Origin of the sequence: Chryseobacterium sp. W4I1 (assembly GCF_030816115.1) — a bacterium.
GTDB lineage: Bacteria > Bacteroidota > Bacteroidia > Flavobacteriales > Weeksellaceae > Chryseobacterium.
In genome coordinates, this window is record NZ_JAUSXQ010000001.1 from 2,902,478 (window position 1) to 2,928,498 (window position 26,021).

The 26,021-nt window shown below is 38.1% G+C and carries 33 protein-coding genes and 1 other RNA gene; 26 read left to right on the forward strand and 8 right to left on the reverse strand.

Going from position 1 to position 26,021, the window contains the following annotated elements:
* Positions 1-259: 259 nt before the first annotated feature.
* The 4 genes from QF044_RS13480 to QF044_RS13495 all read left to right on the forward strand — a co-directional run bounded on the left by QF044_RS13480 (position 260) and on the right by QF044_RS13495 (position 3,811).
* Positions 260-832 carry a hypothetical protein gene (locus QF044_RS13480; RefSeq protein WP_307268160.1) on the forward strand — a complete coding sequence of 191 codons (573 nt, stop codon included), beginning with the start codon at positions 260-262 and terminating at the stop codon, positions 830-832.
* A 6-nt stretch (positions 833-838) separates the two neighbouring features.
* The gene (locus QF044_RS13485; RefSeq protein WP_307268162.1) at positions 839-2,410 is read left to right on the forward strand and encodes a hypothetical protein; all 1,572 of its coding nucleotides are present in this window, start codon (positions 839-841) and stop codon (positions 2,408-2,410) included.
* Positions 2,411-2,560: 150 nt separating this feature from the next.
* Complete coding sequence (locus QF044_RS13490) at positions 2,561-3,451, forward strand: DUF72 domain-containing protein (protein WP_307268164.1); 891 nt, start codon at positions 2,561-2,563, stop codon at positions 3,449-3,451.
* 129 nt (positions 3,452-3,580) lie between these two features.
* Entirely contained in the window at positions 3,581-3,811 is a 231-nt protein-coding gene (locus QF044_RS13495) for a hypothetical protein (protein WP_307268166.1), read from the forward strand.
* A 57-nt stretch (positions 3,812-3,868) separates the two neighbouring features.
* Here QF044_RS13495 and QF044_RS13500 read toward each other — a convergent pair whose 3' ends face one another.
* The 6 genes from QF044_RS13500 to QF044_RS13525 all read right to left on the reverse strand — a co-directional run bounded on the left by QF044_RS13500 (position 3,869) and on the right by QF044_RS13525 (position 10,394).
* Positions 3,869-4,477, reverse strand: a complete 609-nt coding sequence (locus tag QF044_RS13500; RefSeq protein ID WP_307268167.1) for a hypothetical protein — start codon at positions 4,475-4,477, stop codon at positions 3,869-3,871.
* A gap of 38 nt (positions 4,478-4,515) precedes the next feature.
* Positions 4,516-5,160 (reverse strand): HD domain-containing protein, encoded by a 645-nt coding sequence (locus tag QF044_RS13505; RefSeq protein ID WP_307268169.1) that lies wholly within the window; start codon positions 5,158-5,160, stop codon positions 4,516-4,518.
* Positions 5,157-6,002 (reverse strand): serine aminopeptidase domain-containing protein, encoded by an 846-nt coding sequence (locus QF044_RS13510; protein WP_307268171.1) that lies wholly within the window; start codon positions 6,000-6,002, stop codon positions 5,157-5,159. The genes QF044_RS13505 and QF044_RS13510 overlap by 4 nt, the downstream gene beginning before the upstream one ends.
* Before the next feature lie 90 nt (positions 6,003-6,092).
* Positions 6,093-6,983 (reverse strand): ribokinase, encoded by an 891-nt coding sequence (locus tag QF044_RS13515; RefSeq protein WP_307268173.1) that lies wholly within the window; start codon positions 6,981-6,983, stop codon positions 6,093-6,095.
* A gap of 65 nt (positions 6,984-7,048) precedes the next feature.
* Positions 7,049-7,684 (reverse strand): DUF4241 domain-containing protein, encoded by a 636-nt coding sequence (locus QF044_RS13520; RefSeq protein WP_307268175.1) that lies wholly within the window; start codon positions 7,682-7,684, stop codon positions 7,049-7,051.
* Between the two features lie 94 nt (positions 7,685-7,778).
* Positions 7,779-10,394, reverse strand: coding sequence for a valine--tRNA ligase (locus QF044_RS13525; protein WP_307268177.1), 2,616 nt, complete (start codon positions 10,392-10,394; stop codon positions 7,779-7,781).
* Between the two features lie 129 nt (positions 10,395-10,523).
* Between QF044_RS13525 and QF044_RS13530 the strand changes: the two genes are divergently transcribed.
* The 19 genes from QF044_RS13530 to QF044_RS13620 all read left to right on the forward strand — a co-directional run bounded on the left by QF044_RS13530 (position 10,524) and on the right by QF044_RS13620 (position 20,695).
* Entirely contained in the window at positions 10,524-10,988 is a 465-nt protein-coding gene (locus QF044_RS13530; protein WP_307268179.1) for a DUF1573 domain-containing protein, read from the forward strand.
* Between the two features lie 165 nt (positions 10,989-11,153).
* A complete protein-coding gene (locus QF044_RS13535; RefSeq protein ID WP_307268181.1) occupies positions 11,154-12,023 on the forward strand; it encodes a polyphosphate kinase 2 family protein in 870 nt (289 codons plus the stop codon).
* Between the two features lie 153 nt (positions 12,024-12,176).
* Positions 12,177-12,554 carry a hypothetical protein gene (locus QF044_RS13540; RefSeq protein WP_307268183.1) on the forward strand — a complete coding sequence of 126 codons (378 nt, stop codon included), beginning with the start codon at positions 12,177-12,179 and terminating at the stop codon, positions 12,552-12,554.
* Between the two features lies 1 nt (position 12,555).
* Positions 12,556-13,101 carry a hypothetical protein gene (locus QF044_RS13545; RefSeq protein WP_307268185.1) on the forward strand — a complete coding sequence of 182 codons (546 nt, stop codon included), beginning with the start codon at positions 12,556-12,558 and terminating at the stop codon, positions 13,099-13,101.
* Between the two features lie 20 nt (positions 13,102-13,121).
* Positions 13,122-13,655, forward strand: a complete 534-nt coding sequence (locus tag QF044_RS13550; protein ID WP_307268187.1) for a hypothetical protein — start codon at positions 13,122-13,124, stop codon at positions 13,653-13,655.
* Between the two features lie 133 nt (positions 13,656-13,788).
* On the forward strand, positions 13,789-14,166 hold the full coding sequence (locus QF044_RS13555) for a hypothetical protein (RefSeq protein ID WP_307268189.1): 378 nt from the start codon (positions 13,789-13,791) through the stop codon (positions 14,164-14,166).
* A gap of 2 nt (positions 14,167-14,168) precedes the next feature.
* Entirely contained in the window at positions 14,169-14,672 is a 504-nt protein-coding gene (locus QF044_RS13560; RefSeq protein ID WP_307268191.1) for a hypothetical protein, read from the forward strand.
* A 28-nt stretch (positions 14,673-14,700) separates the two neighbouring features.
* The gene (locus tag QF044_RS13565) at positions 14,701-15,078 is read left to right on the forward strand and encodes a hypothetical protein (RefSeq protein ID WP_307268193.1); all 378 of its coding nucleotides are present in this window, start codon (positions 14,701-14,703) and stop codon (positions 15,076-15,078) included.
* A gap of 26 nt (positions 15,079-15,104) precedes the next feature.
* The gene (locus tag QF044_RS13570; protein ID WP_307268195.1) at positions 15,105-15,650 is read left to right on the forward strand and encodes a hypothetical protein; all 546 of its coding nucleotides are present in this window, start codon (positions 15,105-15,107) and stop codon (positions 15,648-15,650) included.
* A 57-nt stretch (positions 15,651-15,707) separates the two neighbouring features.
* Positions 15,708-16,085, forward strand: coding sequence for a hypothetical protein (locus QF044_RS13575; RefSeq protein ID WP_307268197.1), 378 nt, complete (start codon positions 15,708-15,710; stop codon positions 16,083-16,085).
* Between the two features lie 3 nt (positions 16,086-16,088).
* Complete coding sequence (locus tag QF044_RS13580; RefSeq protein ID WP_307268200.1) at positions 16,089-16,646, forward strand: hypothetical protein; 558 nt, start codon at positions 16,089-16,091, stop codon at positions 16,644-16,646.
* Positions 16,647-16,685: 39 nt separating this feature from the next.
* Complete coding sequence (locus tag QF044_RS13585; protein ID WP_307268204.1) at positions 16,686-17,063, forward strand: hypothetical protein; 378 nt, start codon at positions 16,686-16,688, stop codon at positions 17,061-17,063.
* 9 nt (positions 17,064-17,072) lie between these two features.
* Positions 17,073-17,636: a hypothetical protein gene (locus tag QF044_RS13590; protein WP_307268207.1), complete on the forward strand. Its 564-nt coding sequence runs from the start codon at positions 17,073-17,075 to the stop codon at positions 17,634-17,636.
* A gap of 5 nt (positions 17,637-17,641) precedes the next feature.
* Positions 17,642-18,181 carry a hypothetical protein gene (locus QF044_RS13595; protein ID WP_307268212.1) on the forward strand — a complete coding sequence of 180 codons (540 nt, stop codon included), beginning with the start codon at positions 17,642-17,644 and terminating at the stop codon, positions 18,179-18,181.
* 28 nt (positions 18,182-18,209) lie between these two features.
* Positions 18,210-18,767: a hypothetical protein gene (locus tag QF044_RS13600; RefSeq protein ID WP_307268215.1), complete on the forward strand. Its 558-nt coding sequence runs from the start codon at positions 18,210-18,212 to the stop codon at positions 18,765-18,767.
* A gap of 32 nt (positions 18,768-18,799) precedes the next feature.
* Positions 18,800-19,177 (forward strand): lipoprotein, encoded by a 378-nt coding sequence (locus tag QF044_RS13605; RefSeq protein WP_307268218.1) that lies wholly within the window; start codon positions 18,800-18,802, stop codon positions 19,175-19,177.
* Between the two features lie 3 nt (positions 19,178-19,180).
* The gene (locus tag QF044_RS13610) at positions 19,181-19,732 is read left to right on the forward strand and encodes a hypothetical protein (protein ID WP_307268219.1); all 552 of its coding nucleotides are present in this window, start codon (positions 19,181-19,183) and stop codon (positions 19,730-19,732) included.
* A gap of 30 nt (positions 19,733-19,762) precedes the next feature.
* A complete protein-coding gene (locus tag QF044_RS13615) occupies positions 19,763-20,140 on the forward strand; it encodes a hypothetical protein (RefSeq protein ID WP_307268221.1) in 378 nt (125 codons plus the stop codon).
* 3 nt (positions 20,141-20,143) lie between these two features.
* The gene (locus QF044_RS13620; protein WP_307268223.1) at positions 20,144-20,695 is read left to right on the forward strand and encodes a hypothetical protein; all 552 of its coding nucleotides are present in this window, start codon (positions 20,144-20,146) and stop codon (positions 20,693-20,695) included.
* A gap of 197 nt (positions 20,696-20,892) precedes the next feature.
* Here QF044_RS13620 and rnpB read toward each other — a convergent pair.
* Positions 20,893-21,217, reverse strand: an RNA gene (gene rnpB, locus QF044_RS13625) — RNase P RNA component class A.
* Positions 21,218-21,494: 277 nt separating this feature from the next.
* Here rnpB and QF044_RS13630 point away from each other — a divergent pair.
* Genes QF044_RS13630 through QF044_RS13640 form a run of 3 tightly spaced genes read left to right on the forward strand, consistent with a single transcriptional unit; the run spans position 21,495 to position 24,340 of the window.
* Positions 21,495-21,986, forward strand: a complete 492-nt coding sequence (locus QF044_RS13630) for an RNA polymerase sigma factor (RefSeq protein ID WP_307268227.1) — start codon at positions 21,495-21,497, stop codon at positions 21,984-21,986.
* On the forward strand, positions 21,979-22,653 hold the full coding sequence (locus tag QF044_RS13635) for a beta-carotene 15,15'-monooxygenase (RefSeq protein ID WP_307268230.1): 675 nt from the start codon (positions 21,979-21,981) through the stop codon (positions 22,651-22,653). The genes QF044_RS13630 and QF044_RS13635 overlap by 8 nt, the downstream gene beginning before the upstream one ends.
* Positions 22,654-22,711: 58 nt before the next feature.
* Positions 22,712-24,340: an AMP-binding protein gene (locus tag QF044_RS13640; RefSeq protein WP_307268232.1), complete on the forward strand. Its 1,629-nt coding sequence runs from the start codon at positions 22,712-22,714 to the stop codon at positions 24,338-24,340.
* A gap of 110 nt (positions 24,341-24,450) precedes the next feature.
* Here QF044_RS13640 and rpoN read toward each other — a convergent pair whose 3' ends face one another.
* Positions 24,451-25,914, reverse strand: coding sequence for an RNA polymerase factor sigma-54 (rpoN, locus tag QF044_RS13645; protein ID WP_307268234.1), 1,464 nt, complete (start codon positions 25,912-25,914; stop codon positions 24,451-24,453).
* Positions 25,915-26,021: the final 107 nt, after the last annotated feature.

Genomic DNA, 26,021 nt, shown 5'->3' on the forward strand with positions numbered 1-26,021 from the left:
TTTGCAATTAAAAACACAATAAAACACAAAGAAACCATAGATGAAAAAAATAAGAAAAACACACTAAACACAGCCAAAAACACACAAGAAAAACATCAAATATTGAATTTAAAATTTATTTTTTATTCAAGATTATTTATGATCGAAAATATTTATAATATAAAATAAATAAAAAAATATTTAGATTATATAATTAATTCGCTATTGGCAAGAAATTGGTTAATAGAATAAACACACAAACAAAAAAAATTATTTCGAAATGTACAAAATTATCACTTTAGTTTTGGTAATGTCTTATTGCGCCATTACCGCACAGGTGGGTATTAATACTTCCACCCCTGATCAAAGCTCCGTTCTGGATGTTACAAGCACAACAAAAGGAGTTCTGCTGCCAAGAATCACAAACGTTTCATCAGTTACAAATCCTGCTACAGGACTGGTTATTTATGATACCAACAAAAAATGTATCAGCCAGAATGTAGGTACTCCGGCTACTCCAGACTGGGTTTGTCTTTCTCCCTATGTAGCTAAGTTTTTCTATATGCCGAGCGTAGTTTTTGATACGACCACAACTGCAGCGGGACAGACAAAAGATCTATACACTCTGTATAAGAATCAATTTTCAAATGTTCCTGTTAATGCCAGAAGTGCATCTGCACCTGCCACGATACCGTTTTTTCCAAACGCGACTGATTTATACTACTATGTGACGGGCTATGATACAAGTGTTTTCAAAATAAACAGCATCAGCAGTACGGGCGTATTAAATTACGATGTTTTATCCAATGCTACTTCAGCATCATTCATCAACATTGTATTTGTTGTAAAATAAGACGCCATGAAAAATAATTTTAAAGGGCTGTCTTTGATGAGCCTGGTCTTCGTGATGCTTACCAACTTGGTATATGCACAAACAGACAGTACAGAAGTAGCAAGTATTTACGGATTTTATTCCTATTCGAGTTCACTGATGAATGCTTCGGGAGCATCCGAACTTACAACACAGGGAAATGCATCCCATACTTCCACAGGAGTACAGCTTACTCCCGCAAATTCCGGGCAGTTTGGCGGATTGTTCATCAACGGGAGAACTTTTACATCCGTAAACGGACTTCACGTAGAATTTGAATATGATATGAAAAACGGAACTCCATTCAATGGAACTTACGGTGACGGATTATCTTTTTTCCTTTATGACGGAGCTGTAACCAATCCTACTATCGGAGCGCCCGGAGCGGGGATCGGATATTCATATAACAGAACAAAAGACCAGTTTGCCCCTCAAAGAAAAGCAGGTTTATCAGGAGCTTATCTTGGCATTGCTCTGGATGAGTTCGGTAATTTTAAATCGAAACGTTTTCAGGGTGATTCCAGAGTAAACGGTATACAAGGAGTAACATGGAGCCAGGGAACAAGTCATGTCACCTTAAGAGGAGCTATAGGCGCCAATATAAGCAGTTCAACAGGATTAGGTCTTGGGTATACCGGATATCCTGTTCTGGCTACCCGCTCTACACTAAGTAATTCTGGAACGGTAGGCAGAATTCTACAGGCAGACAGAAGTTATCTGGCTACCTCCAATTCACTTACCTCGGTATTTGATCTCAGAAATAATGCCGGAGAGTTCAGAAAAGTATATCTTGACCTGATTCCGCATTTTACAAGTCCAACTACAACGGATGGGTTTGACATAAAAGTAGATATTCAGACAACGCAGGCCGGAACACCTGTGAACGTCATTAATTATTACCATTATAAAACTTCGGTACCTTATACTGAAAATGCCAATCCACAGATTTCTGATTTCAATAATTCAGATATTGAAGGAACTGCAACCAATCAAACGCTGAATGCAACCGTTCCGGCAGTTTTAAAGCTAGGTTTTGCAGCATCTACCGGAGCTGCATTTCAGCAGCATATCATCCGAAATGTGAAGCTTACCCTTCCCTATGCAGCTGTGGCTAATAATGATGTGACTTCTACGTGTAAATTTCAGCCGGTCACTATTCCGGTTTTCAATAATGATATAGCCTACAATGGTCCTATCAGTATTACGACTCCACCTACTGCAAGTAATACTAATATTGACTATTCAACTTTCAGTTTTACAAAAAGCAGTGATACAGATCTTACCCTGTACCGTAAAAAAGTAACTCCTCAAGGAACATGGACCTATAATAAATCTACCGGCATTGTTACCTTTAATCCTTCAAGCGGATTTACAGGAACTGCAACAATGACGTATACGATCAAAGGAAAAACGGTAAAGGATTCAAGCGGAAAGATTATTGAACCTTATGGTGATACTGCTTACCGATCTACTCCGGCGACAATTACTGTTAATCTAAAGACTTCAGGTTGTATCTATTCTGTTGTTTCCAACAAAATGGTAACACAAGGTGTAAAATAAAAGATTTTATTGGCCATAAAGAAGCATCATAAAAACCATAGAAATTCTATGGTTTTTGTTTTTTAAATAGGTAAAATCCCATAAGGTTGTTATTGCTGTAACTTCAGTTTATTTTATATTTGTTATTATAATTCCTAAAAATCTCAAAATATGAAATTCGGACAAGTAGAAGACCCGTCAAAAATAGATTTTACCCTTCCTAAAGATCATTCCAGAACGAAAGAAATTTTAAATCAAAATAAAAAAGGATTGGAAAATATTTCCATAGGATGTGCTAAATGGAACAAAACTGATCTTAAAGGATTTTATCCCAAAGGGACAAAAGACGAATTGACATATTATGCCACCCAGTTTAACTCTATTGAACTGAACGCTACTTTTTACGGAATGCCTACCCCTGAGCAAGTAGAAATCTGGAAAGAGAAAACACCGGCAAATTTTAAATTCTTTCCAAAGATTACCAATACTGTCTCCCACTTCAGAAGACTGATTGACGTTACCGAACCTGTGACTCATTTCGCATCAGCAGTTATGAATTTCGACCAAAAGCTGGGAATGGCATTTCTGCAGCTTCACGATAATTTTAAGCCTAAAGATTATGACAGACTGGAAAAATTTGTAAAAGACTGGCCTAAAGAAGTTCCTCTGGCTATTGAACTCCGCAATACTGAATGGTTCACTGATGAGAACATTTTCAATACAACATGCGAGCTCTTTGAATCTAACAATATCACCAATATCATCGTAGATACTGCAGGAAGAAGAGATATGCTTCATATGCGTCTTACCACTCCCAATGCATTTATCCGCTATGTTGGTGCTAATGCAGAAAGCGATTATGAAAGACTTGACGATTGGATGAAGCACCTTACAAAATGGAAAAAAGAGGGTCTTCAGAATGTTTATTTCTTTGTGCATCAAAATATTGAAAAAGCATCTCCTCTACTTTCCGCCTATTTTATCAAGAAAATGAATGAGGACTGGAAAACTGATCTTCACATTCCACAGATGGCTACTGACAATAACGGAACCCTGTTCTAATCCATTAAAAAAGTATTTCTTTTTCCAAGATGATAAAAGCCGCTAAAAGCTGTTTTTATTGAAAAAAAATTAGTAACTTAGAGTGTAATGTCGTTCATACAGAGCACACTACATAAAAATACAAATATCATGGAAAAAGAAATCTGCACAATAAAGATTGCCAGTACATGGCTGGGCGACGAGTATACGTTCTATGAAGATCAAAAAATAAAGCGGGTTTATGATAATCACAGCTTGAGTGCAAACCGTACAGAATGGCTACAGCCAAACGAAATCAGTAAACAGAATAAAGATAAACTGATCAAAAATTGTCCTGAAGAATTTAAGGAACAGGTCATGCATATCCTGGATTACCCTTAAATATGAGTAATAGTAATGAGCGATAAATAATAAATAGTGAACAATCTAAATTATTATTTATTGCTCATTTTTTTGATGTTTATTTTTTCTTAGCAACAATACCAGATTCAGAAAAAGAAGAAGGAAATCCAGTGAAACCCAGATTCCCAATTTTGTATTTTCGTAATTATAGGTATCGAGTTGTTTTTTTGCAGCATCGGACAGTTTTACACTCTGGTTGATATAGTTCTGCACTTCTACAATCTGATCAATATTTTTATTGGGAACGGCATGCTGTGAAAAGTATACCATATTCTTTTTACCAAGATATCCTATAATCCAGTATTCATTGGATTTATCCATCTTAAGATATTCTATCCTGTAGTATTCCGGACGGATTTTCCCGATATGCTTAGGCTCCAGATTACCGTTTTTCGCACTATCAACTTTGATCAGGTAAAAATCCAGTGTCTGGGGAAGCTTATTGATGACCTGAAGTCCTACGGAATTATCCACAAAGCCTACTGCACTTTTTTTGATGAACCAATAGGTAAAAATTGATATTGAAAAAACAACCGTAAGGATACGGAAGAGTTTTGCCCATTTTGCTACCCTTCCCGATTTTACTTTATATAAAATCAGAGAAAGCACACAAGCCCAGAAGATAACAAAAATGATGAATTCCATACTGCAAAGATACTGATTTAAGATTTTTCAGGGGAATCTTAATCTACATTCCATTCTTTGAAGAACTGATCAAGGAATCCAAGCATATAATCATGTCTTTGCTGAGCAATTTCCTTTCCTTTGTCAGTGTTCATCAGGTCTTTTAGTAGCAGAAGTTTTTCGTAGAAATGGTTGATGGTCGTTCCGTTGGATTTTTTATACTCATCTTTAGACATATTCAGACTTGGCTGAACTTCCGGATCATACATCGGATTGTTTTTAAAACCTCCGAAATTGAATGTTCTTCCGATCCCAATGGCACCAATAGCATCGATACGGTCTGCATCCTGTACGATTTGAAGCTCAATAGGCAGTTCAGCGGGAGCTTCAGCTCTGTTTTTAAATGAAATATTTTTAATGATAAATAAAACCTTTTCTATCACATCTTCCGGCACCTGCTGATCTTCAAGGAATTCTCTTGCTATTTTCGGGGCAATGGTCTCATCTCCGTTATGAAACTTCGGATCAGCAATATCATGCAACAATGCTGAAAGTTCTACAACATCATGGTTGCAGTCTTCTGTTTCAGCAATCTTTTTCGACAGCTTCCATACTCTTTCAATGTGGTACCAGTCATGCCCTGCTTCAGCGCCTTCTAATTTTTCCTTTACAAATTCTACGGTGTTTTCAATCGTACTTTTCATTTATCTGTCAATTCGTTTAAAATAATGTTCCAGAGTTTCTTATTATAACTTCTAAAAAAATTAACATGTCCAATTTCTTTTTTATCAGATTCCGAAGTTTTTACGAGTCTGTAGGAAGGCTTAAGGTTAGGATATGTATCATTCAAAAGACTTAATACCCCTTTTTCAGTTAGCCAGACATCGTCTTCCGCACGGATCACAAACACATTCTGTGTCAAATTTTTAGAATAGTCATCAATTTTTTCCAACAGCCTGTTGGTTGATTTCCTGTTTAAAATTAAGGTTCTCCAGTCATATGCACAATTTTTTGGAAGACTTTCTCCAAGCCCGAACCAATGAGCCGGAAAATAGCCTAATAATCCGGTAGTTAAAGGCTGAACAATTCCAAATCCAAGATAAGCTTCAATTTTGGTTCTTAATTTTAAGTGCCCAACAAATGCATTCTGGGTTCCTACAAAAATAAACTCATCAAACATGGCAGAATCCTCATTCATTCCCAGGATAAGGGCGCCTACCGAATGTCCCAGACAGTATTTCTTATAGTCTGAAAATTCAGTTTTAATATATTGGGTCAGGGTTTTATAATCTTCAGAACCCCAGATCCTCATTGAGGCCTTAAAACCTTTCATATGTTTGGGTTTTGAAAGCCCAATACCCCGGTAATCATAAGTGATGACTGTAAATCCCTGTTGTGAAAAAAATTGGGCAAAGGAAAAATAGACCTGTTGTTTCACTCCCGTTGCCGAGTTAATGAGAAGCAGTTTCCCATTGCTCTTTTCGGGTTTGAAAAGGTGAATAGCCAACGATATATGGTCTTTTGTAATGAGTTGCAGTTTTTCCATAGGATAAAAAGAAAAAATCCACTATAAAAGTGGAGATTTTACTGATATTTATATGTTAAGTTTCTGACTTTCTATATGTGGCAAATAGCTTTAGGAAAAGAAATCGGACATTCTTGGAAGTCCTGTCTGTGAACCTTTGCCTCCGGAAACCCTTGAGGAAACTTCATTTCCGAATTTCACACACTGTTCAATAGAATTCCCGTGACAGAGTGCAACGGCAAATCCTGAAATAAAAGCATCACCCATTCCCATTTTGTAAACGGTTTCGTCTTTATCATTTCTGAAGTATTTCATTTCCGTACCATCAAAATAGATTGTCGAATTGGTATCATCTCTTACAAAAACTTTATTGAAGTATTTTTTAAGAATTTCTTCTCTTTTCTCTTCTCCGAAAACAGTATGCAGTTCACTGCTCTTTGCAACAATAAAATCTACGTTGTCTATAATTCCTTCATTTATTTTCATGGCTGGAGAAGCATAAAGCCCTACTTTTTTACCATATTTTTTTGCTTTCCGTATGGTATATTCTACCACTTCCATGGCTACTTCAAGCTGAACCAAAATAAGGTCTACACTCTGGAAATAACGGTCTGCATCTTCCACATGCTGTATACTCAGGCGCTTATTGGCTGCAGGTACTACTACAATAGCTGCATTTCCGTGACTGGTGGTTACATAGGCTGTTCCTGTGGATTCTGTATCTGTTTCATGAACAAAACCTACATTGACACCTTCGCTCACCAGATTTCTCATGATCTGCTGGCCCAAAGGATCCATTCCTACACAACCTATAAAATAAACACTGGCTCCAAGTCTTGCAGTTCCCACCGCCTGATTGGCTCCTTTTCCTCCAAAATAACTGTCTGAATGAACAGCTAAAACGGTTTCATTAGGCTGGGGTATTTTTTCGGTTTCTAAAACCAGATCTATTGAAGAGCTGCCTACAACAATAATTTTGGGTTGTTCTGACGAGAATTTCATTGGTGCTTTTATGTAAGTTTAATATAATGTACTCTGAAAACTAAGTTTAAAAATAACTAATTTAATTAACTTATTTCAATAAATTCAGTAATTATCTTCACGGGTTGCTGATCTTTATCATAGGCGATATAGCTGGCATAAAAGCCTTCACCATATCCTGTTTCAAAGGCAAAAATAGTACCGGGATGTTCATCAGCAGGCTTCAGAAATGCATACTGATCTATGGCACCTTTCTCATCAAAGAAATACTCATGGAAAAATTCTTCATAGATTCCCATAAAGTCTGCCCCTTTGCTATGATAAAGTCTTTTTTCAAGCTCATTCAGACTGTTTTGGGTGTCTACATCCATCAGGCATCCCATCCCGCTTTCTACCGGGTATCCGAAGATTTCCTCTTCACCAAGATCCTTGATATCTTGACCTGCAGTAACCGCCATTTCCCAGTTGGTGATTGCCTCACTGCTGAAAATAATTTCTGCATAAGCGACACAGTTGCTTTCTTTCTCTTTGTGGAGCAAAACAGAAAAATTCCCTTTCGGAAATTCTGTAGTAAAAGGCTGCATATCATTGGTGATCAAAGGATCACAGGCAACCAGCTTTCCACTTGAAAGATAGATTTTCCCCACTTCAAAGCTTTCCAACAACGGGCTTTCCACGAAGTTTTTTGAAAATAGTTTTTTTATGTTTTCTATGTGTGTCATTTAACTTTTATTGTTTAAGATATCAGGCTGAGTATAAATTTGCATCTTATGCTCAGCCTGACATTCCGACAAACTTATGGTCTGTCTTTTAAATTTACAAGCTCTTCAGTTTCTCTTCTAATATAGCAATTTTATCCTGAGCATCTTTCTGTTTCTGACGTTCTACTTCAACGATCTCAGGTTTAGCATTGGCTACGAATCTTTCATTGGAAAGCTTTTTTTCAACAGAGATCAGGAAACCTTTTAAATAGCTTACCTCTTCTTCTGTTTTCTTTTTTTCTTCAGTTAAATCTAAATTATCGCTTAGAGGAATAGAAACTTCAGTCGCCCCTACTAAAAACGTAAAACTTGGCTTATCTGTTTTTTCACCAAAATGAATTTCGGCAACATTACCCAATTTTTTAATTACTGATCCATTCGCAAATTCTGAAGCGTTTGTATAAATTTCTACAACTTCTTTTGGAGAGATACCTTTTGTCTGGCGATAATTTCTAATTCCTGAAATAACTTCTGATGCAGTTTCAAAGTTTTTAATAATATCTTCGTTAAATGCTGCTGCTTTTTTCTGCTGAGCAATAACCAAAGCTTCATCTGTACTTCTTTCAGAAATTAGCTGCCAGATTTCTTCTGACAGGAAAGGCATAAATGGATGAACCAATTTCATTAATTCTTCAAAAAGTGAAACCGTCTTATAGTAAACTTCTTTAGAAATACCTTCCCCATAATTAGGTTTAATCGCTTCCAAATACCAACCACAGAAATCGTCTTTAATTAATTTTTGAATTAAATGTAAAGCATCTGAAATTCTAAATTTCTCAAATTGATCATTAATTTCAACAATTGATTTATTTAATTGATTTTCAAACCATTCTATTGTCTGAATTTCTGTAGAGTTAGCTGGTTTATCTTCATGATTCCACATATTGATTAGTCGAAAAGCACTCCAGATTTTGGTCATGAAATTTCTTCCCTGAAGCATCAGATCTTCATCGAAAAGAAGGTCATTTCCTGCTGCAGAACTCAATAAAATCCCTACACGAACGCCATCTGCACCATATTTATCCATTAATTCAAGTGGATCCGGTGAGTTTCCTAAAGATTTTGACATCTTTCTTCGCTCCTTATCTCTTACAATTCCTGTAAAATATACATTTTTGAATGGAACTTCTTTTCTGTACTCCAATCCGGCCATGATCATTCTGGCAACCCAAAAGAAAATAATATCCGGACCTGTTACCAGATCAGAAGTTGGATAATAATAGTTGATATCTTTATTTTCCGGATCAAGCAGACCATCAAATACAGACATTGGCCATAACCATGATGAGAACCACGTATCAAGAGCGTCTTCGTCTTGTTTCAGATTTGATGTTTCGAGATTCGGGTTTCCGGTTTTTTCTTTAGCTAAAATTAAAGCTTCTTCGATGCTTTCTGCAACGACGAAATCATTTTCACCGTCTCCATAATAGAATGCAGGAATCTGTTGTCCCCACCAAAGCTGACGGGAAATATTCCAGTCACGGATGTTTTCCATCCAGTGTTTGTAGGTGTTCTTAAATTTCTCCGGATAGAATTTAACCTCATCATCCATTACTACGTCCAAAGCAGGTTTAGACATTTCAGACATTTTCAGGAACCACTGAACGGAAACTTTAGGCTCGATAACGGCACCTGTTCTTTCGGAAGTTCCTACTTTATTTATGTAATCTTCTGCTTTCAGTAAAAGATCTTTTTCCTGCAATTCTTTTGCGATCTGCTTTCTTACGTCAAACCTATTTTTACCGGCATAATGTAAACCATACTCATTAAGATTTCCGTCATCATCTAAAGCATCAATCATTTTCAGTTGGTGCTTCTTTCCGATTTCGTAGTCATTGGTATCATGGGCCGGTGTAATTTTCAACGCTCCCGTTCCGAATTCAATATCTACATATTCGTCCTCAATGATCGGAATCACTCTGTTTACGATTGGTACAATTACATTTTTACCTTTCAGATGCGCATATCTTTCGTCAGCAGGGTTAATACATACGGCAGTATCCCCGAAAATAGTTTCGGGACGTGTGGTAGCTACGGAAAGAAATTCTTCCGAACCTTCAATTTTATATTTCAGGAAATATAATTTTCCGTTTTGTTCTTTAAATATTACTTCTTCATCAGAAATATTGGTCTTTGCTTCCGGATCCCAGTTGACCATTCTGTAGCCTCTGTAGATCAATCCTTTGTTATAAAGGTCTACGAAACTCTTGATTACCTGCTGAGAAAGTTTTTCCTCCATGGTAAAACGGGTTCTGTCCCAGTCACATGAGCACCCAAGTTTTTTCAGCTGCTCAAGAATGGTTCCTCCGTATTTATCGGTCCAGTCCCAGGCATGTTTTAAGAATTCTTCACGGGTAATATCTGATTTACTGACCCCTTCAGACTTCAGCTTAGCAACAACTTTAGCTTCAGTGGCAATTGAAGCGTGATCTGTGCCGGGAATCCAGCAGGCATTGAAGCCCTGCATTCTTGCACGGCGGACGAGAACATCTTGAATGGTATTGTTCAGCATATGTCCCATGTGTAATATCCCCGTTACGTTTGGCGGAGGAATTACCACAGTATATGGTGGTTTCTCATTAGGTTCTGAATGGAAATATTTGTTTTCCATCCAGAAGTTGTACCATTTCTGTTCAGTTTCCTGTGGATTGTACTTTTCTGAAATCTGCATAAAATTCTATTTCTTTTGCTTACAATTTGCAAAAATAGTCTAAAGAAAAAAAATTTTAAGTATGAATTAAAATAATTTTTAACTTTGTTTCTCAAAATTTATCTAACAAACATATTAACATTCAAGAATATGAAAAAATTAATTGCAGGAATTGCATTATTTGGAACATTTGCATTAGCATCTGCACAGACTATTACATTTGATAAAACCACTTTTGACTATGGTACTATCAAACCTAATGCTGACGGTACAAGATTTTTTACTGTAACGAACACAGGTGATAAGCCTTTGATCCTTTCTAATGTAAAACCTTCTTGTGGATGTACGACTCCTGAGTTTAGCCAGGATCCAATTATGCCTGGAAAATCTGCTAAGATTAAAGTGGGATACAATACTGCTCTTAATGGTCCTTTCAACAAAATGATCGAGGTATTCTCTAACGACCCTGCCAACAGCAGAAGTGTAATCTACATCAAAGGTAATGTAGACGCCAGCGCTCCTGAACCGAAGCCATTGACAGCTGAAGAGCAGAAAGCAGCCGCTAAAGCTGAAAAGAAAGCAGCTAAGCTTGCTAAAAAAGCAGCAGCAAAGTAAATCTTTACTAAGAAATAAAAAAACCGTCTTCATTGGAGACGGTTTTTTTATTACATTTATTTAAATAAGATTTTAGAAGTTAGATTAGCTAAAAAAAACTTTTAATTCTCTAATCTATCAGTATTTAAATTTTTAAATTCTTCAATCATTAAATATTAAAAACATATGGACACTAATTTCTCAGATGATTTCCTGGTAAAAGGAAAATTTTCGATAAAAAAAGCTGCGACAGAATATAAAGGAAAGCTAACCAAAGAAGAAGGCGGACAGCTTTTAATACAAGAAAAAGAAAAACTCCGGGAGCTGCAGGAAAAACTGTATGCAGACGGTAGCCAGTCTCTGCTTGTGATTCTTCAGGCAATGGATGCAGCAGGAAAGGACAGCCTGATAGAACATGTTTTCGGAGGGGTAAATCCACAGGGATGTAATGTGACCAGCTTCAAAACACCAAGTTCTAAGGAATATGCTCATGATTTTCTGTGGAGGCATTATCTGGCTCTTCCGCAGAAAGGAATGATCGGAATTTTCAACCGTTCCCATTATGAAAGTGTCCTGGTATGTAAGGTTCATCCTGAATATAATCTCAGTGAGAAAACCTGGTCTTCTGTAAAAGATTTTGATGATACATTCTGGAAAAACAGGTATGAAAGCATCCGGAATTTTGAAAAACATCTTGCGCAGAACGGAACAACTGTTGTAAAAATATTTTTGAATGTTTCTAAGAACGAGCAGAAGAAAAGGCTGCTGGACAGGATCAATGAACAGGAGAAAAACTGGAAATTCTCTGCGGCAGATCTTCCTGAAAGAGCATTATTCCCTCAATATATGGAGGCCTACGAAGCGGCTATCAATGAGACTTCAAAAGATCATGCCCCGTGGTATGTACTTCCTGCAGACAATAAATGGTTTGCAAGAGTAGCAGCTATACAGATCATCATCGACACTCTGGAAAGAATGAATCTTAAGTATCCTCAGCTGAACGAAAAGGATAAAGCAGAGCTTACTGAAGCTAAAAAAACACTTGAAAGTGAATAACATAGAAGTGTAATTTATTACTCATTAGACAATTAACGATAAATAAATTTAACTGAAATAACACTAAAACGTGAATAATTTATTGTTCACGTTATTTTTTTTTATACATTTATGAAAAATTAATTTTTTAACACCAATCATTAAACTTTAACCATGAAAAAACATTTATTATTATCAGCAATCGCTGTAATAAGTCTCATTTCCTGTAATAATGAGGCAACAACTGTAAATACTTTAGAAAGCATGAAGACTCCGCAAATGGAGAATTTTAATAAAGCTTTTAAAAGTTTGGGTGATCCTCAAAACAGACCTACTGAAGAGGAAAAGCAGAGAAACACCTCTGAGCTCAGCGACAGAAGAAAGGCTCTTCTGGTTCCTGCCTCTAAAGAACTTATCCTCTCTACAGGAGTTACAGAAGCTGAACTTACGAGAAAAACGGGCGGAGATATGAGCCAGACAATTGTTTGGGCCACGCAGATCTATATGCAGAAAAGTGATGAGATCCGTAAGAACTTAAAATCAGAGAAATAGTATGAAAAAGTTTTTACTGCTGCTCGGCATATGCGCTGTTTCTTCGGCGTATGCTCAGGGAGGAACGCTGATCATTCAGAATCTCACTACTAATTATGATTTCCACGGAAATATTTATGCTAATAATAATACCGGAGGTGGATGTTATCCGATAGTCACCTCCAAAGATCCTGATCCTATCATAGTGCCGGCGGGAGCTACTGCAAAATATGAAAACTACAGGGATCAGTATTCTTCTTCGGGGTTTCCGGTTTCTAGCTGGAACGTTTATTTGGGAGCAGGATCTCCTGTGTCACCAAGACCATGGAACCATGGCAGCCTTGTTCCGGGCGGGATTATTTCCAATAACACCAAGTGGTCGATGTCTAAATTCCAAATGTATCACGCAGGCACTTCGGTCCCGGAGACCTATTTTAACGGAGATATAGGAGGTACAGCGGCACCCTGCAATACAGCTCCTGATGTTGTCACAACGGCATGGGGAAGTGCGAAGTGGTTCACTATTACTTCCGGTACAGATGTATACACTTACCTAATCATTCAATAAACCATTCACCTTATATTATTATGAAAAAGATATCCTTACTTTTATCTGCTTTGGCAGGAGTACTTTCTTTTGCACAGAGCTCTGCTTTATTTGTAGAAAACTACAGTATTTATAATGCTGTTGGAAGACTGCGTACGGGAATGCCGGGCGGCGCAGCAGGTCCTTATATGTTTGCAGCCCCCAACCCTCCGTTTGGAAGCTACACTGTTCCTGCGGGAAATTCCACTCAATACAACACATTTGATACGAGCGGGACAGTAGCTCTCCCTATAGTCAAGTGGTATGTTGGAGATGCCACAAATCCTGCCAACAATGGAACATTTGCCTATAACGACCCTTTTATCACGTCTGTGATGAATCCTTCCAATGAATGGGGCGGATTTCATTTCTGGCTTGTAGATCCTTCCACCAATAATACTGTTGATTCTTATGAATTGGGAGATCCTACCATCTATCCGGGATTCAGCCCTTCGCTTACGGGTAGTGTTTCCAGTGCAGACTGGTTCACTATAAGTACCCCTACAGGAGCTATTACTTATATGCTGATCTTTTAAGACATTGGCAGCTGTTTAAACGGCTGCCTATTTTATTGAATACCATTGACGGGAGGGCATTTTTGCTTTCCAAGAGCTTTCTATGCCTAATGTCAAACAATATTTTAATGTTTATTCTAAATATAATTTAATCATGAAAAAACTTCTTTTATCGGCTGTGTTAGCCGTTTCAACGTTGGGATCGTGCAGCAACGAAAGCGCTGCAGTCAACGCTGTGGAAAGTATGAAAAGCCCGCAGATGGAAAATTTTGATAAGGCTTTTAAAAGTCTTGGCGATCCACAAAACAGACCTACCGAAGAGGAGAGAAAAAGAAACACCTCAGAACTGAGTGACAGAAGAAAAGCGCTTCTGGTTCCGGCTTCTAAAGAGCTGATCCTTTCCACAGGGGTTACAGAAGCTGAACTTACGAGAAAGACAGGGGGTGACATGAGCCAGACGATTGTCTGGGCTACGCAGATCTATATGCAGAAGAGTGACGAAATCCGTAAAAATTTAAAATCTGAGAAATAAATATGAAAAAGCTTTTAACCATCATTGGATTCATATCGGCGGCATCGGTATATGCTCAGGGAGGTCCGCTTATCATTAACAATTATACTAGTTATGATTTTCACACTCGGGTAACTGCGGCTAATCTCTCGACCCCGGGCTGCTATTTTTATGTAGCATTAGACAATCCTGAACTTGTTATTTCCGGTGTGAGTTCTGTTAATTATAACAGTTTCAATATTCCGGGCACTTACTGGAAAGTGGCTACATCACCTTCTCCTGCCACTCTAAGACCTGGAACCAGCCCAAGCCTTATGTTGGGAGGAGTGATTTCTAACAATACAAAATGGGTGATATCCCAATTCCAGTTTTATCAGTCGGGAACACTTTTATCAACGGGAGCTGTAGGAGATGCATCTTATACTTGTGATCCGGTTTCCAGTGTTATCAATACTCCACAAGCCATGGTAGAGTGGTTTACGATTACTTCCGCAGGTACTACCTCAACTTATCTCCAAATATATTAATCAATCCAAAAACAATATCCTATTCCTTATGAAAAAACATTTTTTATTAGCTGTTATTGCTGTATTAAGTTTTACTTCCTGTAATAATGAAGGTTCTGCCGTAAATACTGTGGAAAGCATGAAGACTCCGCAGATGGAAAACTTTGATAAGGCTTTTAAGAGCCTTGGAGATCCTCAGAACAGACCTACTGAGGAGGAAAGAAAAAGAAATACTTCGGAACTGAGCGACAGAAGAAAAGCGCTTCTGGTTCCTTCTTCTAAAGAACTGATCCTGTCTACAGGCATTACAGAAGCTGAGCTGACAAGAAAAACCGGTGGTGATATGAGCCAAATTATTGTCTGGGCTACTCAGATCTACATGCAGAAAAGCGATGAGATTCGTAAAAATATTAAGTCTGAAAAATAAATACTAACCATTAAACGAATGTATATATGAAAAAACTAAGCATTATATTAGGTATTTCAGCAGGAATAGCTGTTTCTGCGCAATCTTCTACCCTGATGATCAATAATTATAGCAGTTATGATGCTGCAGGAAGATTTATGACGGTAGGCTCAGCAGGATCCGGATCATCGCAGCCGTACATGTATGCACTTCCTAACTCGCCTTATACGGTATACACTATTCCCGCAGGAGGTTACACCAAATATGATAAGTTTGACAATACGGGTGGCTCAAATCCTATTCCTATTTCCGGCTGGTATTATATAGATCCTTTAAACAGTGCGAATACTGGAAATTACGCCTACAATCATCCTACCATTACAGCAGTGACCGCTGTTGATGAGTGGATGGGCTTTGCCTTTTCACTTACTGATGTTACGGGATACACCTTTGATACGTTTGAGGTAGGAGATCCTGTACTTTCGGGAGGCTTTTTAAGCACAACACAGACAGGGCCTAATACAGGAAGTTCAGCAGACTGGTTCACGATTACAACACCGGGCGGGCAGATCACTTATTTCCAGATTTTTTAATATCTCATGATAACCAAATTTATTATTCCAAAAACTGACTATTCAAAAAATCTAACTATGAAAAAATACTTCTTATCAGCTCTAATAGCTGTTTTAACATTATCATCATGTAGCAATGAAGGGAGTGCCGTAAATACTGTAGAAAGTATGAAGTCTCCACAAATGGAGAATTTCGATAAAGCTTTTAAAAGCCTTGGAGATCCACAGAACAGACCTACCGAGGAGGAAAGAAAAAGAAATACTTCGGAACTGAGTGACAGAAGAAAGGCTCTTCTTGTTCCTGCCTCCAAAGAACTGATTCTTTCTTCAGGTGTTACCGAAGCTGAACTCACCAGAAAAACAGGTGGTGACATGAGCCAGATTATCGTTTGGGCTACCCAGATCTATATGCAGAAAAGTGATGAAATCCGTAAAAATATTAAATCTGAAAAATAATCTATGAAAAAACTACTGACTATATTAGGGATAACATTGGCTTCTATGGCTTATTCACAGGGAGGAACCCTCATTGTCAACAATTATTCTGCCTATGAATACCGCGGAGCTCTCATTGCCAATAATTTCTCTGGAGGATGCTACCCTGTGATCGGAACCAATGATCCGGTTATTATCCCTCCGGACTCTCATATCGGTAATGGAAATGCATTGATCTATACCAACTACAGGGATCAGTTCGGTACATCTCTTTACCCTATGCTCAACTGGACGGTTTCTATTGCCGCAAACAGTTCGAATGTAAGACCCTGGAACCACGGCAGTCTAGTTCCGGGCGGCGTAATATCCAACAATACCAAATGGTCCGGCACCAAGTTTGAGATGTACGATCTGGCAACATCTTCTTACGTTACGGACTTCCATGCCAATATGACTGTTGCAGCAAACCCATGCAATGGAGTGATGGATTATTTTGTGACTCCAAGCGGAGCCAACAGTGCAGAAATGTTTGTCATCACTACCAGCACCGGGTTGGTAGAAACTTATCTACAGCTTTATTAGGAACAACCTATTATTGATTCACCAAAATAAAATTTAACTATGAAAAAATATTTTTTATCGGCTGTACTGGCCATTTTAACCTTATCATCATGTAACAATGAGGGATCCGCAGTAAATACTGTAGAAAGTATGAAAACTCCACAGATGGAAAACTTCGACAAAGCTTTTAAAAGTTTAGGAGATCCACAGAACAGACCTACGGAAGAGGAAAGAAAAAGAAACACTTCAGAACTGAGTGACAGAAGAAAAGCACTACTGGTTCCGGCATCTAAGGAACTTATCCTTTCTTCCGGCGTTACAGAAGTTGAGCTTATGAGAAAAACAGGTGGCGATATGAGCCAGATCATCGTTTGGGCCACGCAGATCTATATGCAGAAAAGTGATGAAATCAAAAAAAATATTAAATCAGACAAATAATTAATTGATATGAAAAAATTACTGACAGTATTACTTTTAGCCGCTTTTTCCCTTGGATATTCGCAGGGAGGAACTCTTATTCTGAATAATTATTCCCATTATGATTTTGTGGGGTATATTATTGCCAATAATCTGGCAGGAGGATGTTACCCTTGGATAACTTCAGCAAACCCGGAAATGGTAAGGGTTCCTGCCGATTCCCATATGGGTAACGGGCAAGAACTGAGATATGACAACTATAGAGACCAGTATAATAATTCTTCATACCCGATGGCTTCATGGTTGATAACTCTATCCAATACCACTAATATCACAAGACCCTGGGATCATCCTGCTCTGATGCCGGGTGGAGTTTATTCTAATAATACGAGATGGGCAACCACAAAATTTGTAATGTATTATCCGGGAACAACCACTTTAGCTCCGGACAATTTCAATGGTGCCGTAACTATAGCAGCCAATTCCTGCTATACTGCTCCTGACCACTTTACAACATCTACAGGAAGCAACAGTGCGGAAATATTTACGATAAGCAGCGGTGGCACTAATTATACTTATATCCAACTTTTCTAATGAGTATGAAAAAGATTTTAACCGTCTTAGGAATAACAGCAGCCTCTTTTGTTTATTCACAAGGGAGAATTATCGTAAACAACTATTCTAAATATGACTTCCATGGTTTTTTAATAACCACTAATTCTACCACGGGATGTTATCCACGTGCAGGAAACAGCGGAGCCATAGTAATTCCTGCCGAATGCCACATGGGTAATGGACTTGCACTTGTATATGAGGGCTACAGAGATCAGTTTATTTCTTCTCTTTATCCCACTACTAACTGGGAGGTGACGGTCAATCCTCTGACATCTTCCATAATGGCCTGGGATGATGTAAATCTTGCTCCCGTCAGTACGATCGCAACGACTACAAAATGGTATGCCACTAAATTTGACATGACAGAACCGGGAACCAATATATCGGTACAGGATTTCCATACGAATTTGAATATTGCCAATCCTTGCAGCCCTGGTATTATGGATTACTATGTTACTCCTTCTGGAAATAACAGCGCAGAAATGTTCACCATAGGAAGCATAACCTACCTACAGCTTTTCTAAATAGCAACCTTCAAATCAATAATAAAATATGAAGAAAACATTCGCACTTCTTAGCCTTTGCCTGATGTCTTATGCTTATGCGCAGCACAGTATTATGATTGTCAACAACTTTTCTACCACATTCGATTTTCAGGGAAATTTGAGTGCCCATAACTATTCAGGAAGCTGCTACCCGTATGTAACATCCAGCACTCCTACCATGATCACAGTGCCGGCAGATTCTCATACATCTAATGGCAAAGAGCTGGCTTATAAAAATTTTAAAGATCAATTTACAGGATCTTTATATCCTACGACTAACTGGACGGTACAGACGAGTCCTACATCATCCACAATCAGAGCATGGAATCATCCAAGTATTGCACCGGGCGGTGTCATTTCTTATAATGTTAAATGGGCTTCTTCCCAGTTTCAGATGTATTATGCAGGGACCTCTATACCGGAACCTTCGTTCGGCGGACTGATCGGGGAATCTCCTGACCCATGTACGGGTGCTCCGGGATATATTTCAACGTCATATGGAGATGCAGAATGGTTTAATATTACAACAGCCAACGTTACCTACTCTTATTTACAAGTTTATTAATCACAGAAATCAAACCTAAATTTAAATTAATCATGAAAAAATTTTTTATATCAGCTATAGTAGCTGTTTTAACATTATCATCATGCAACAATGAAGGAAGTCCTGTAAATACCGTAGAAAGTATGAAGACTCCGCAGATGGAAAACTTCGACAAAGCCTTCAAAAGCCTGGGCGATCCACAAAACAGACCTACTGAGGAGGAAAGAAAAAGAAATACTTCGGAATTAAGTGACAGAAGAAAAGCGCTTCTGGTTCCGGCTTCTAAAGAGCTGATCCTTTCCACAGGCGTTACAGAAGCTGAACTTACGAGAAAGTCAGGCGATGATATGAGCCAAATTATTGTCTGGGCTACGCAGATCTATATGCAGAAGAGTGACGAGATTAGAAAAAATATTAAATCTGAGAAATAAACTATGAAAAAAATTATAACCTTATTAAGCTTTGCGGCATCAGTAGCTGCATACGCACAGGGAGCTCTTGTAATCAACAACTACACAACTTACGATTTCCGGGGTGATCTGATTGCTCACAATTTAATATCTCCCTGCTATCCAAGAGTTGCGAACAATACTCCGATTATAGTTCCAGCTGATTCTCATATAGGAAACGGGCTGCAGCTTCAGTATGAAAATTACAGAGTTCAGTTCATAAATTCCCTATATCCGATGGCCGAATGGAGCGTATCTACATCAGCAAACACTACTAATGTAAGATCATGGGATAATAATAGCCTACTTCCCGGAGGCGTAATTTCAAGCAATACCAAATGGGGTACGGCAAAATTTGGAATGGTGTACGCAGGAACAACCACTAATGTTCCAGGTTTCAGTGTGAATATCTCTATAGCTGGTAATCCTTGTTATACTTATCCAGACTATTTCACAACCTCCAGTGGTCTTAACAGTGCGGAAATGTTTACCATTACAAGTGGGAGTAATGTTACTGCATACCTCCAGATTTATTAGTCAAAATATCAAACCTAAATTTTAATTTCAATGAAAAAACTCTTTATAACTGCAGTTTTTGCCGCTTTAACTTTAGCTTCATGTAATAACGAAGGAAGTGCCGTAAATACTGTTGAAAGCATGAAATCTCCACAAATGGAAAATTTTGATAAAGCTTTCAAGAGCTTAGGAGATCCACAAAACAGACCGACTGAAGAGGAAAGAAAAAGAAATACTTCCGAACTGAGTGACCGGAGAAAAGCACTTCTGGTTCCGGCCTCTAAGGAACTGATTCTTTCCACAGGCATCACAGAAGCTGAGATTACAAGAAAGACGAACGGGGATATGAGCCAGATTATCGTTTGGGCAACGCAGATCTATATGCAGAAAAGCGACGAGATCCGTAAGAACATCAAATCTGAAAAATAAACTATGAAAAAAATATTAACGTTAGCAGGTATCATTTCTGCATCAATGGTTTATTCACAAGGGATATTTATGCTGAATAATTATTCTCCTCATGATTATCGTGGAAATCTTATGGCCATTAATCTTACCGGCTGCCTTCCTTCTGTCATGAATAATGACCCTGCCACAATGATCGTTCCAGCCAATTCACATATGGGAAATGGCCTTGCCTGGAAAATAGATAATTACAGGGATCAGTTCACTACTTCCCTATATCCTATTAACAACTGGATTGTAAGATTGAGTACATCTCCCGCCACTATCAGGGCATGGAATAATGGAAGTATGATTCCCGGCGGCGTCATTTCAATGAATACAAAATGGGTAACGTCAAAATTTGCCATGTATTACGCAGGGACAGGCAACAAAGTAGTTGGATTTAATACTAATCTTGGAGATGCTACTCCTAATTCATGCGTCACCAGTGTTGATTACTTTTCCACGCCAGACGGATCCGCAGAATGGTTTACGATTACAGGAACTGAAACCATCACTTATTTACAAATATATCCATGAAAAAAACAGCAGCTTTATTATTGGGCCTAACAGTAACTTACTTTAATATTTACCCATAAAAAGAATGTATCTAAAAATTCATAACCTGTGTTGAGGATTTCTTTTTGGGAAAAATTTCGGACCTACCATCTGAAACCTAAAAAAGCCGTCTCTGCAAATTGCAGGACGGCTTTTTATAAACAGTTTTGTAACTAAAAATCACGAGAAAATCTGTAAGCCGGATTTTGTTCTTCCGAAGAAGTGCCTGTTATTTATCTGCGTTTTACATTGCTGCAAAACTTGAGCTGATTACCCCTCGGCTTTCGGGACGAGCCGCCCCTAATTTCCATTGCTGAAAAGAACCGATATACTTATCATTGCACCGCAAAGAGTTTACCTGGTTTCACTACAGCCGAACTGTACCTGCTTTCTGTTGCACTTGTCCTACCCTCACGGGTGACGGATGTTATCCGCTTTGCTGCTCTATGGTGTCCGGACTTTCCTACCCCTGCCGAAACAGGAATCAACAAGCCGATTTTCTCGCGGTTGCAAAGATACAGATTATTTAAATGGAATAATGTGGCTATGATGATTAACAACAGGATTATTTTAAGTTTTGACTAAGTCTAATTTTCATCTGTCTTTTGTTAAGTAATCTGAAGCCACTTCTATTGAATAATGTACTATAAAAAGCCTCATTAATGAACTCCTCAGTTTGATATTCAATAAGACCAAACTTCAAAAGTCTCTTCAATAAATTATCTTACCATCATATCAACAAATTACCGCATTATTGTTATCTTCGTGCCATTATATATCTATGACTTCCAGAGAAAAAGAATTCGCACAGCTTATCAAAGATAATCAGGGTCTGATTATTAAAGTTTCGCGACTCTACACCAATTCTCTTGAAGACGAAGAGGATTTGTTTCAGGAGATCGTATTGCAGCTTTGGAGGAGCTACGACTCTTTTAAAGGAAATTCTAAAATTTCTACATGGATGTACCGTGTAGCCCTTAATACAGCCATTACTCTTTTCAGAAAAAAAAGCAAGAGTCTTCCTACCAACGAGCTGGATATCAACCACAGGGATTTTGTGGAAGATGATGAGGACAAGCAGCAGCAGATCTCGCTTCTGTATACCGTGATCAAAACACTCCCAAATGTAGAAAGAGCAATTGTAATGATGTATCTTGACGACCTGCCCTATAAGGATATTGCAGAAAACCTTGGAATCACCGAGGTCAATGCCCGTGTGAAAATGAACAGATTAAAGAAAACCCTTAAAGAACAGATGGAAAAATATGCCTGATTTTGATTTAGACAGCTTAAAAAAAACATGGCAGGAGCAGCCTGTTCAGCAGAAATACGACAGCACAGAAATTCTTCAGATGCTGAACAGAAAATCACGCAATTACGTGAAATATATTTTCTGGATCAGTGTAGCCGAATTTTTATTCTTTTCCGTTCTCGGATTGTTTTATTTCCTTCAGGGTGAAGAATCAGACAGTTTCCGCAAAATATTAGAAAAATTGGGCGCTCAGCAGTCGCCTGAAATACAGACCAATTTTGACTATGCTTATTTAGCCATAAAAGTTTTAAGCCTTTTGATCACTGCTTATTTTGTTCTGAAGTTTTATCAGAATTACCGCAAGATTAAAATTGAGGAAAACCTTAAAGGCCTCATCATACGGATTATGAAATTCAAAAAGACCGTCAATGCCTTTATCCTGATCAGCATTTCCCTGCTCGTTGCTTTTATGTTTGTCTTTACTGCATTCATTTTTTATGTATTGAATTCCCAGAATGTACAGCCGGACAATTCCAACCTTATCATTGTCATTGTCGGAATCATTGTAAGTACTGTATTATGTGTGCTTCTGATTTGGTTCTATTACAGGCTTGTGTATGGAATTATTATCCGAAAACTAGACAGGAATTTAAAACAGCTTAAAGACATCGATTCTCAGGAAAATTAGCATAAACAGGCATCAGTTAAAGATTTTTCATTAATTTTATTGAACCAAATCTTAAACTATGCCATTATCTTACGTCTATGGAGCATCTTCTATTCCATTGCTTGGACAAACTATCGGCGGAAATCTTAAAAAGACTGTTGAAAAATACCCCAATCAGGAAGCCTTAGTCTGTGTTCATCAGAATTACAGAGCAACGTATCAGGAATTTTATAATCAGACAACCGCTGTTGCAAAAGCATTAATTTTTTCAGGTGCCAAAGCTGGAGACAGAATCGGGATCTGGTCTTCCAACCGCTATGAATGGGTACTGCTGCAATATGCCACTGCCCGGATAGGAACTATTCTTGTTAATATCAATCCTGCTTACAGAACCCATGAGCTTACTTATGTCCTTAACCAGTCTGAGATCCGCTTTATTTTTTCCTCATTGAATTTTAAAAGCAGCAATTATAAGGAAATGGTAGAATATGCAAAAGAAGTATGTCCTACCCTGGAGCATGAAATTTTCTTTGATGACAATTGGGAAGATTTTTTAAATAACGGACAGTATATTTCGGATGATACCCTGCACAGCTTTGAAGAACACGTACAGTTTGATGATCCCGTAAACATCCAGTATACTTCCGGAACCACCGGGTTTCCAAAAGGCGTTACCCTTTCTCATCATAATATTTTAAACAATGGATACTTCATCGGTATACGCTTAAAATACTCGGAGCAAGACCGGGTCTGTATTCCCGTACCTTTTTATCACTGTTTTGGAATGGTAATCGGGAATATCTGTTGCACAGCCCATGGAGCATGCATGGTAATTCCCAATGACAGTTTTGATCCTGAGATTACACTTAAAACGGTTTCTGATGAAAAATGTACTTCCCTATATGGAGTTCCAACCATGTTTATTGCTGAGCTGGCAGTAAAGGATTTTGAAACTTTTGATTTCTCCCATTTAAGAACGGGTGTGATGGCTGGTTCCGTCTGCCCGCCTGAGATTATGAAAAAGGTAGAAAATCTGATGAATATTAAAGAAATGAGCATTTGCTACGGAATGACGGAAACCTCTCCTGTTTCTACACAAACCCTGATCGGAACCTCCCTGGAAAAACAGGTAAGCACGGTAGGAACCGTCCAGGATCATCTTGAAATAAAGATTATTGATGAAAACGGAAAAGCAGTAGAAAGAGGTGAAACCGGTGAACTCTGTACAAGAGGCTATTCTGTAATGCTGAAATACTGGAATGATCCTGAAAATACAAAAAAAGTGCTGGACGATGCCCGATGGATGCACACCGGTGATATGGCTGTAATGGATGAGGAAGGTTATATTACCATCTCCGGACGCATGAAAGATCTTATCATTCGTGGTGGTGAAAATATCTCACCCAAAGAGATCGAAGATTTTCTGTATACTTATCCCAATATCCTGGATGTTCAGATCATCGGAATTCCAAGTGAAAAATTCGGTGAAGAAGTGATGGCATGGGTAAAAGTAAGAAAAGGCTCTGTTATAACAGAAACAGAACTTTTAGACTACTGCAAAGGGAAAATTGCCCATTATAAGGTCCCAAAATACTGGAAGTTTGTGGATGAATTCCCAATGACCATTTCCGGCAAAATAAGAAAAGTGGAAATGCGTGAAATCTCTGTAAAAGAACTGGAACTGGAGCACCTGAAGCAACGTTCCTGAATAGCTTTTACAAGTTATTTTGAATAATACTCTAACAGAAAATTTTAATTATAGACTCTTAAAATAAGAAAAGCCCGGAAATACCGGGCTTTTACTTTTATATATAACTTTTAAAGTTCTTTTCTTAATCTTGCTACCGGGATATTGAGCTGTTCACGGTATTTGGCAATCGTTCTTCTGGCAATATTATAGCCTTGCTCTTTCAGGATTACTACCAGAGCATCGTCTGTAAGTGGCTTTCTTTTGTTCTCCTTTCCGATCACTTCCTGAAGATGTGTTTTGATCTCTTTGGTAGAGACTTCCTCACCATCATCATTCGTTAAACTGTCTGAGAAAAGATCCTTCAGATAAACAATACCGTTCGGGGTATCAGCATATTTACTTTTTACAACCCTTGAAATGGTGGAAATATCAAATCCTGTAATATCTGCTATATCTTTAAGAATCATTGGTTTCAGAGATTTTTCGTCCCCTGTGATAAAGTAATCCTTCTGGAATTTAACGATAGCCGTAATGGTTTGCAGAAGGGTATTCTGACGCTGATTAATCGCATCTATATACCATTTTGCAGCATCTAATTTCTGCTTAATGAATAATGCAGCCTGCTTATGATCAGAAGATTTCTTATCGTGGGAATATGTAGTCAAAATATCCTTATACTCCTCAGAAACTCTTAAAGTCGGCGCATTCTTGCTGTTTAGCATTGGAATTACAATCCCGTCTTTTACCTGGATCACAAAATCCGGGATAATTTCCTGATTGATTGTGATAGTCTGCGTATCAAAGTTTCCTCCTACTTTTGGTGAAAGTTTTGAGATCTCATCTAAAGCGTCCTTAAGATCATCTTCTTCAATATCATATTTCTGAATAATCTTGTTGTAGTGCTTATTGGTAAGAGCATCAAACTGATTTCTTAAAATACTTGCAGCCAGTGAAACCGCTTTATCAGAGCTTACTTTTTTCTCGATCTGAAGCAGCAGACATTCCTGCAGACCTCTTGCACCCACTCCGGGCGGATCAAGCTTCTGGATATAGTTTTCTAAGATATCATCCACTTTTTCTTTAGTGGTATAGATTCCATGCGAGAAGGCAAGATCATCTACAATAGATTTTATCTCTCTTCTAAGGTATCCGTCCGTATCTAAGTTTCCAATAATATATTCTGCGATTTTCAGATCTTCAGGGTTGATATTGATCAGGTGAATCTGCTCAAGTAGATAGTCATATAAAGACTGCCCTTCCGTCAGAAGACTTTCATTATCAAATTCTTCATCATCCGGAGAATAGTTGCTGGATGCAGTTTTATAAGTAGGCTCGTCGTCATAGATATACTCATTGACGTCGAAATCCGTTTCAATACTATCTGTTCCCTCATCCTGATAAGCATCTTCGAGAGAAGAAAAGTCATCTTCTTTAGAATCTTCCTTTACAATTTCTAAAGCAGGATTTTCCTCAAGCTCTCTTTCCAGCTCCTCTTCAAATTCCAATGTATGAAGCTGGATAAGCTTCATCAACTGGATCTGCTGGGGGGCCAGCTTCTGTCCTAACTTAAGTTGTAAGTGTTGTTTAAGCATATTAGTCCTTTGTGTTTTAACATAACATATTCTACGAATTTAATAAATTTATTCGATAAAAAACACATTTAGCATGATTTTTGCATTATACTTCCTAACATAATAAA

Bases quoted from the DNA above. Each gene is read 5' to 3' on its own strand.
- QF044_RS13505 (WP_307268169.1), bottom strand. From the start codon at position 5,160: ATGAAAAGTACGATTGAAAACACCGTAGAATTTGTAAAGGAAAAATTA.
- QF044_RS13590 (WP_307268207.1), top strand. From the start codon at position 17,073: ATGAAAAAATTACTGACAGTATTACTTTTAGCCGCTTTTTCCCTTGGA.
- QF044_RS13620 (WP_307268223.1), top strand. From the start codon at position 20,144: ATGAAAAAAATATTAACGTTAGCAGGTATCATTTCTGCATCAATGGTT.
- QF044_RS13575 (WP_307268197.1), top strand. From the start codon at position 15,708: ATGAAAAAATACTTCTTATCAGCTCTAATAGCTGTTTTAACATTATCA.
- QF044_RS13520 (WP_307268175.1), bottom strand. From the start codon at position 7,684: ATGACACACATAGAAAACATAAAAAAACTATTTTCAAAAAACTTCGTG.
- QF044_RS13510 (WP_307268171.1), bottom strand. From the start codon at position 6,002: ATGGAAAAACTGCAACTCATTACAAAAGACCATATATCGTTGGCTATT.
- QF044_RS13535 (WP_307268181.1), top strand. From the start codon at position 11,154: ATGGACACTAATTTCTCAGATGATTTCCTGGTAAAAGGAAAATTTTCG.
- QF044_RS13565 (WP_307268193.1), top strand. From the start codon at position 14,701: ATGAAAAAACATTTTTTATTAGCTGTTATTGCTGTATTAAGTTTTACT.
- rpoN (WP_307268234.1), bottom strand. From the start codon at position 25,914: ATGCTTAAACAACACTTACAACTTAAGTTAGGACAGAAGCTGGCCCCC.
- QF044_RS13530 (WP_307268179.1), top strand. From the start codon at position 10,524: ATGAAAAAATTAATTGCAGGAATTGCATTATTTGGAACATTTGCATTA.
- QF044_RS13560 (WP_307268191.1), top strand. From the start codon at position 14,169: ATGAAAAAGCTTTTAACCATCATTGGATTCATATCGGCGGCATCGGTA.
- QF044_RS13610 (WP_307268219.1), top strand. From the start codon at position 19,181: ATGAAAAAAATTATAACCTTATTAAGCTTTGCGGCATCAGTAGCTGCA.
- QF044_RS13635 (WP_307268230.1), top strand. From the start codon at position 21,979: ATGCCTGATTTTGATTTAGACAGCTTAAAAAAAACATGGCAGGAGCAG.
- QF044_RS13495 (WP_307268166.1), top strand. From the start codon at position 3,581: ATGGAAAAAGAAATCTGCACAATAAAGATTGCCAGTACATGGCTGGGC.
- QF044_RS13595 (WP_307268212.1), top strand. From the start codon at position 17,642: ATGAAAAAGATTTTAACCGTCTTAGGAATAACAGCAGCCTCTTTTGTT.
- QF044_RS13525 (WP_307268177.1), bottom strand. From the start codon at position 10,394: ATGCAGATTTCAGAAAAGTACAATCCACAGGAAACTGAACAGAAATGG.
- QF044_RS13545 (WP_307268185.1), top strand. From the start codon at position 12,556: ATGAAAAAGTTTTTACTGCTGCTCGGCATATGCGCTGTTTCTTCGGCG.
- QF044_RS13605 (WP_307268218.1), top strand. From the start codon at position 18,800: ATGAAAAAATTTTTTATATCAGCTATAGTAGCTGTTTTAACATTATCA.
- QF044_RS13640 (WP_307268232.1), top strand. From the start codon at position 22,712: ATGCCATTATCTTACGTCTATGGAGCATCTTCTATTCCATTGCTTGGA.
- QF044_RS13615 (WP_307268221.1), top strand. From the start codon at position 19,763: ATGAAAAAACTCTTTATAACTGCAGTTTTTGCCGCTTTAACTTTAGCT.
- QF044_RS13585 (WP_307268204.1), top strand. From the start codon at position 16,686: ATGAAAAAATATTTTTTATCGGCTGTACTGGCCATTTTAACCTTATCA.
- QF044_RS13550 (WP_307268187.1), top strand. From the start codon at position 13,122: ATGAAAAAGATATCCTTACTTTTATCTGCTTTGGCAGGAGTACTTTCT.
- QF044_RS13600 (WP_307268215.1), top strand. From the start codon at position 18,210: ATGAAGAAAACATTCGCACTTCTTAGCCTTTGCCTGATGTCTTATGCT.
- QF044_RS13485 (WP_307268162.1), top strand. From the start codon at position 839: ATGAAAAATAATTTTAAAGGGCTGTCTTTGATGAGCCTGGTCTTCGTG.
- QF044_RS13490 (WP_307268164.1), top strand. From the start codon at position 2,561: ATGAAATTCGGACAAGTAGAAGACCCGTCAAAAATAGATTTTACCCTT.
- QF044_RS13480 (WP_307268160.1), top strand. From the start codon at position 260: ATGTACAAAATTATCACTTTAGTTTTGGTAATGTCTTATTGCGCCATT.
- QF044_RS13555 (WP_307268189.1), top strand. From the start codon at position 13,789: ATGAAAAAACTTCTTTTATCGGCTGTGTTAGCCGTTTCAACGTTGGGA.
- QF044_RS13500 (WP_307268167.1), bottom strand. From the start codon at position 4,477: ATGGAATTCATCATTTTTGTTATCTTCTGGGCTTGTGTGCTTTCTCTG.
- QF044_RS13580 (WP_307268200.1), top strand. From the start codon at position 16,089: ATGAAAAAACTACTGACTATATTAGGGATAACATTGGCTTCTATGGCT.
- QF044_RS13515 (WP_307268173.1), bottom strand. From the start codon at position 6,983: ATGAAATTCTCGTCAGAACAACCCAAAATTATTGTTGTAGGCAGCTCT.
- QF044_RS13630 (WP_307268227.1), top strand. From the start codon at position 21,495: ATGACTTCCAGAGAAAAAGAATTCGCACAGCTTATCAAAGATAATCAG.
- QF044_RS13570 (WP_307268195.1), top strand. From the start codon at position 15,105: ATGAAAAAACTAAGCATTATATTAGGTATTTCAGCAGGAATAGCTGTT.
- QF044_RS13540 (WP_307268183.1), top strand. From the start codon at position 12,177: ATGAAAAAACATTTATTATTATCAGCAATCGCTGTAATAAGTCTCATT.